Source organism: Pseudomonas wadenswilerensis (assembly GCF_900497695.1).
Classification (GTDB): domain Bacteria; phylum Pseudomonadota; class Gammaproteobacteria; order Pseudomonadales; family Pseudomonadaceae; genus Aquipseudomonas; species Aquipseudomonas wadenswilerensis.
In genome coordinates, this window is record NZ_UIDD01000018.1 from 1 (window position 1) to 6,684 (window position 6,684).

The window sequence follows — 6,684 nt, forward strand, 5'->3', positions numbered from 1 at the left end:
GAACAACGTGCACACCACCAACCCGGATCTGACCAACAGCATCACCGGCACCACCGGTGGTAACTACGAGAAGCTGGACACTGCGGGCAACCCGGTGACCACCGTTACTGACGGTCCAGGTACTGACGACACTACCGGCCTGAAGCTGACTGCTACCGGCTCGGTCGCTGAAGGCGGCGAGATCGTCTACACCGCCACCCTGACCAATCCAGCGGGCACCGAGATGAAGGTGACCCTGAGCAACGGTGAAGTCATCACCATCGCCAAGGGCCAGACCGAAGGCAGCATCACTGTTCCGGCTCCGGAAGACGACGTGTACATCGATGCCGGTGAAGTCAGCGTGACCATCGCCGGCACTACTGGTGGCGATTTCGAGAAAGTCGAAGTCGACCCGGCGGCTGCCGTGACTGAAGTCACCGACACCATCGATACCAGCACCGTTACGCTGACCGCTACTCCAAGCGTGACCGAAGGCGGCGTCGTCACCTACACCGCTTCGGTTACTGCTCCGGTTACCGGCTCGAACCTGGTGATCACCCTGGCCAATGGTCAGCAGATCACCATCCCAGTTGGCGCAAGCTCGGGCACCGTGGACTTTGTCGCACCGAACAACGTGCACACCACCAACCCGGATCTGACCAACAGCATCACCGGCACCACCGGTGGTAACTACGAGAAGCTGGACACTGCGGGCAACCCGGTGACCACCGTTACTGACGGTCCAGGTACTGACGACACTACCGGCCTGAAGCTGACTGCTACCGGCTCGGTCGCTGAAGGCGGCGAGATCGTCTACACCGCCACCCTGACCAATCCAGCGGGCACCGAGATGAAGGTGACCCTGAGCAACGGTGAAGTCATCACCATCGCCAAGGGCCAGACCGAAGGCAGCATCACTGTTCCGGCTCCGGAAGACGACGTGTACATCGATGCCGGTGAAGTCAGCGTGACCATCGCCGGCACTACTGGTGGCGATTTCGAGAAAGTCGAAGTCGACCCGGCGGCTGCCGTGACTGAAGTCACCGACACCATCGATACCAGCACCGTTACGCTGACCGCTACTCCAAGCGTGACCGAAGGCGGCGTCGTCACCTACACCGCTTCGGTTACTGCTCCGGTTACCGGCTCGAACCTGGTGATCACCCTGGCCAATGGTCAGCAGATCACCATCCCAGTTGGCGCAAGCTCGGGCACCGTGGACTTTGTCGCACCGAACAACGTGCACACCACCAACCCGGATCTGACCAACAGCATTACCGGTACTTCGGGCGGCAACTACGAGAAGCTGGATACCGCTGGTAATCCGGTGACCACCGTCACCGACGGTCCAGGTACCGACGACACCACCGGTCTGAAGCTCACTGCTACCGGCTCCGTGGCTGAAGGCGGCGAAATCGTTTACACCGCCACCCTGACCAACCCAGCGGGCACCGAGATGAAGGTGACCCTGAGCAATGGTGAAGTCATCACCATCGCCAAGGGCCAGACCGAGGGCAGCATCACCCTGCCAGCGCCTTCGGACGACGTGTACATCGATGCCGGTGAAGTCAGCGTGACCATCGCCGGCACCACCGGTGGCGACTTCGAAAAAGTCGAAGTCGACCCGGCGGCTGCCGTGACTGAAGTCACCGACACCATCGACACCAGCACCGTTACGTTGACCGCTACTCCAAGCGTGACCGAAGGCGGCGTGGTGACTTACACCGCTTCGGTTACTGCTCCGGTTACCGGTTCGAACCTGGTGATCACCCTGGCCAATGGTCAGCAGATCACTATTCCGGTCGGCGCAAGCTCGGGCACCGTGGACTTTGTCGCACCGAACAACGTGCACACCACCAACCCGGATCTGACCAACAGCATCACCGGCACCACCGGTGGTAACTACGAGAAGCTGGACACTGCGGGCAACCCAGTGACCACCGTTACTGACGGTCCGGGCACCGATGACACCACCGGCCTGAAGCTGACCGCCACTGGCTCCGTCGCGGAAGGCGGCGAAATCGTCTACACCGCGACGCTGACCAACCCAGCGGGCACCGAAATGAAGGTGACCCTGAGCAACGGTGAAGTCATCACCATCGCCAAGGGCCAAACCGAAGGCAGCATCACCCTGCCAGCGCCATCCGATGACGTGTACATCGATGCCGGTGAAGTCAGCGTGACCATCGCCGGCACTACTGGTGGCGATTTCGAGAAAGTCGAAGTCGACCCGGCGGCTGCCGTGACTGAAGTGACTGACACCATCGACACTTCGACCGTCACCCTGACCGCCACGCCGAGCGTGACTGAAGATGGCGTTGTCACTTACACCGCTTCGGTTACTGCTCCGGTAACCGGTTCGAACCTGGTGATCAACCTGGCCAATGGTCAGCAGATCACCATCCCTGTCGGTTCCAGCTCGGGCACCGTGGACTTCGTTGCACCGAACAACGTGCACACCACCAACCCGGACCTGACCAACAGCATCACCGGCACCACCGGTGGTAACTACGAGAAGCTGGATACCGCGGGCAACCCGGTGACCACCGTTACTGACGGTCCAGGTACTGACGACACTACCGGCCTGAAGCTGACTGCTACCGGCTCGGTCGCTGAAGGCGGCGAGATCGTCTACACCGCCACCCTGACCAATCCAGCGGGCACCGAGATGAAGGTGACCCTGAGCAATGGTGAAGTCATCACCATCGCCAAGGGCCAGACCGAGGGCAGCATCACCCTGCCAGCGCCTTCGGACGACGTGTACATCGATGCCGGTGAAGTCAGCGTGACCATCGCCGGCACCACCGGTGGCGACTTCGAAAAAGTCGAAGTCGACCCGGCGGCTGCCGTGACTGAAGTCACCGACACCATCGACACCAGCACCGTTACGTTGACCGCTACTCCAAGCGTGACCGAAGGCGGCGTGGTGACTTACACCGCTTCGGTTACTGCTCCGGTTACCGGTTCGAACCTGGTGATCACCCTGGCCAATGGTCAGCAGATCACTATTCCGGTCGGCGCAAGCTCGGGCACCGTGGACTTTGTCGCACCGAACAACGTGCACACCACCAACCCGGACCTGACCAACAGCATCACCGGCACCACCGGTGGTAATTACGAGAAGCTGGACACTGCGGGCAACCCAGTGACCACCGTTACTGACGGTCCGGGCACCGATGACACCACTGGTTTGAAGCTGACCGCCACTGGCTCGGTCGCTGAAGGCGGCGAAATCGTCTACACCGCTACCCTGACCAACCCAGCCGGCACCGAAATGAAGGTGACCCTGAGCAACGGTGAAGTCATCACCATCGCCAAGGGCCAGACCGAAGGCAGCATCACTGTTCCGGCTCCGGAAGACGACGTGTACGTCGACGCAGGGGAAGTCAGCGTGACCATCGCCGGCACCACCGGTGGCGACTTCGAAAAAGTCGAAGTCGACCCGGCGGCTGCCGTGACTGAAGTCACCGACACCATCGATACCAGCACCGTTACGCTGACCGCTACTCCAAGCGTCACTGAAGGCGGCGTCGTCACCTACACCGCTTCGGTTACTGCTCCGGTTACCGGCTCGAACCTGGTGATCAACCTGGCCAACGGTCAGCAAATCACCATCCCTGTCGGCGCAAGCTCGGGCACCGTGGACTTTGTCGCACCCAACAACGTGCACACCACCAACCCGGACCTGACCAACAGCATTACCGGTACTTCGGGCGGCAACTACGAGAAGCTGGACACTGCGGGCAACCCGGTGACCACCGTTACTGACGGTCCGGGCACTGACGACACCACCGGCCTGAAACTGACGGCTACCGGCTCCGTGGCTGAAGGCGGCGAAATCGTCTACACCGCCACCCTGACCAACCCAGCGGGCACCGAAATGAAGGTGACCCTGAGCAACGGTGAAGTCATCACCATCGCTGCAGGCCAGACCGAGGGCAGCATCACCCTGCCAGCGCCGTCGGACGACGTGTACATCGATGCAGGGGAAGTCAGCGTGACTGTCGCTGGTACCACTGGCGGCGACTTCGAGAAACTGGATGTAGATAACACTCCAGCCGTCACCGAAGTGACCGACACCATCGATACTTCGACCGTCACCCTGACCGCCACGCCAAGCGTGACTGAAGGTGGCGTGGTGACTTACACCGCTTCCGTCACCGCTCCGGTAACCGGTTCGAACCTGGTGATCAACCTGGCCAACGGTCAGCAAATCACCATCCCTGTCGGCGCAAGCTCGGGCACCGTGGACTTCGTCGCACCGAACAACGTGCACACCACCAACCCGGACCTGACCAACAGCATCACCGGCACCACCGGTGGTAACTACGAGAAGCTGGACACTGCGGGCAACCCGGTGACCACCGTCACTGACGGTCCAGGTACTGACGACACTACCGGCCTGAAGCTGACCGCCACTGGCTCGGTCGCGGAAGGCGGCGAGATCGTCTACACCGCGACGCTGACCAACCCGGCTGGCACCGAAATGAAGGTCACCCTGAGCAACGGTGAAGTCATCACCATCGCCAAGGGCCAAACCGAAGGCAGCATCACCCTGCCAGCGCCATCCGATGACGTGTACATCGATGCCGGTGAAGTCAGCGTGACCATCGCCGGCACTACTGGTGGCGATTTCGAGAAAGTCGAAGTCGACCCGGCGGCTGCCGTGACTGAAGTGACTGACACCATCGACACTTCGACCGTCACCCTGACCGCCACGCCGAGCGTGACTGAAGGTGGCGTTGTCACTTACACCGCTTCGGTTACTGCTCCGGTAACCGGTTCGAACCTGGTGATCAACCTGGCCAATGGTCAGCAGATCACCATCCCTGTCGGTTCCAGCTCGGGCACCGTGGACTTCGTTGCACCGAACAACGTGCACACCACCAACCCGGACCTGACCAACAGCATCACCGGCACCACCGGTGGTAACTACGAGAAGCTGGATACCGCGGGCAACCCGGTGACCACCGTTACTGACGGTCCAGGTACTGACGACACTACCGGCCTGAAGCTGACTGCTACCGGCTCGGTCGCTGAAGGCGGCGAGATCGTCTACACCGCCACCCTGACCAATCCAGCGGGCACCGAGATGAAGGTGACCCTGAGCAACGGTGAAGTCATCACCATCGCCAAGGGCCAGACCGAAGGCAGCATCACTGTTCCGGCTCCGGAAGACGACGTGTACATCGATGCCGGTGAAGTCAGCGTGACCATCGCCGGCACTACTGGTGGCGATTTCGAGAAAGTCGAAGTCGACCCGGCGGCTGCCGTGACTGAAGTCACCGACACCATCGATACCAGCACCGTTACGCTGACCGTTACTCCAAGCGTGACCGAAGGCGGCGTCGTCACCTACACCGCTTCCGTCACCGCTCCGGTAACCGGTTCGAACCTGGTGATCAACCTGGCCAACGGCCAACAGATCACCATCCCTGTGGGTTCCAGCTCGGGCACCGTGGACTTCGTCGCACCGAACAACGTGCACACCACTAACCCGGACCTGACCAACAGCATCACCGGCACTTCGGGCGGTAACTACGAGAAGCTGGACACTGCGGGCAACCCAGTGACCACCGTCACCGACGGTCCGGGCACCGATGACACCACCGGCCTGAAGCTGACTGCTACCGGCTCGGTCGCTGAAGGCGGCGAAATCGTCTACACCGCGACGCTGACCAACCCAGCCGGCACCGAAATGAAGGTCACCCTGAGCAACGGTGAAGTCATCACCATCGCCAAGGGCCAGACCGAAGGCAGCATCACTGTTCCGGCTCCGGAAGACGACGTGTACGTCGACGCAGGGGAAGTCAGCGTGACTGTCGCGGGCACCACCGGCGGCGACTTCGAGAAACTGGATGTGGATAACACTCCAGCCGTCACCGAAGTCACCGACACCATCGATACTTCGACCGTCACCCTGACCGCCACGCCAAGCGTGACTGAAGGTGGCGTGGTGACTTACACCGCTTCCGTCACTGCTCCGGTAACCGGTTCGAACCTGGTGATCACCCTGGCCAATGGTCAGCAGATCACTATTCCGGTCGGCGCAAGCTCGGGCACCGTGGACTTTGTCGCACCGAACAACGTGCACACCACCAACCCGGATCTGACCAACAGCATCACCGGCACCACCGGTGGTAACTACGAGAAGCTGGACACTGCGGGCAACCCGGTGACCACCGTTACTGACGGTCCAGGTACTGACGACACTACCGGCCTGAAGCTGACTGCTACCGGCTCGGTCGCTGAAGGCGGCGAGATCGTCTACACCGCCACCCTGACCAATCCAGCGGGCACCGAGATGAAGGTGACCCTGAGCAACGGTGAAGTCATCACCATCGCCAAGGGCCAGACCGAGGGCAGCATCACCCTGCCAGCGCCTTCGGACGACGTGTACATCGATGCCGGTGAAGTCAGCGTGACCATCGCCGGCACCACCGGTGGCGACTTCGAAAAAGTCGAAGTCGACCCGGCGGCTGCCGTGACTGAAGTCACCGACACCATCGACACCAGCACCGTTACGTTGACCGCTACTCCAAGCGTGACCGAAGGCGGCGTGGTGACTTACACCGCTTCGGTTACTGCTCCGGTTACCGGTTCGAACCTGGTGATCACCCTGGCCAATGGTCAGCAGATCACTATTCCGGTCGGCGCAAGCTCGGGCACCGTGGAATTTGTCGCACCTACCAACGTGCACAACAC

At 61.3% G+C, this 6,684-nt stretch carries 1 protein-coding gene; it reads left to right on the plus strand.

The window, feature by feature from the left end:
• On the plus strand, positions 1–6,684 hold a 6,684-nt coding region (locus CCOS864_RS28310), incomplete at both ends, for an immunoglobulin-like domain-containing protein (RefSeq protein WP_338068428.1).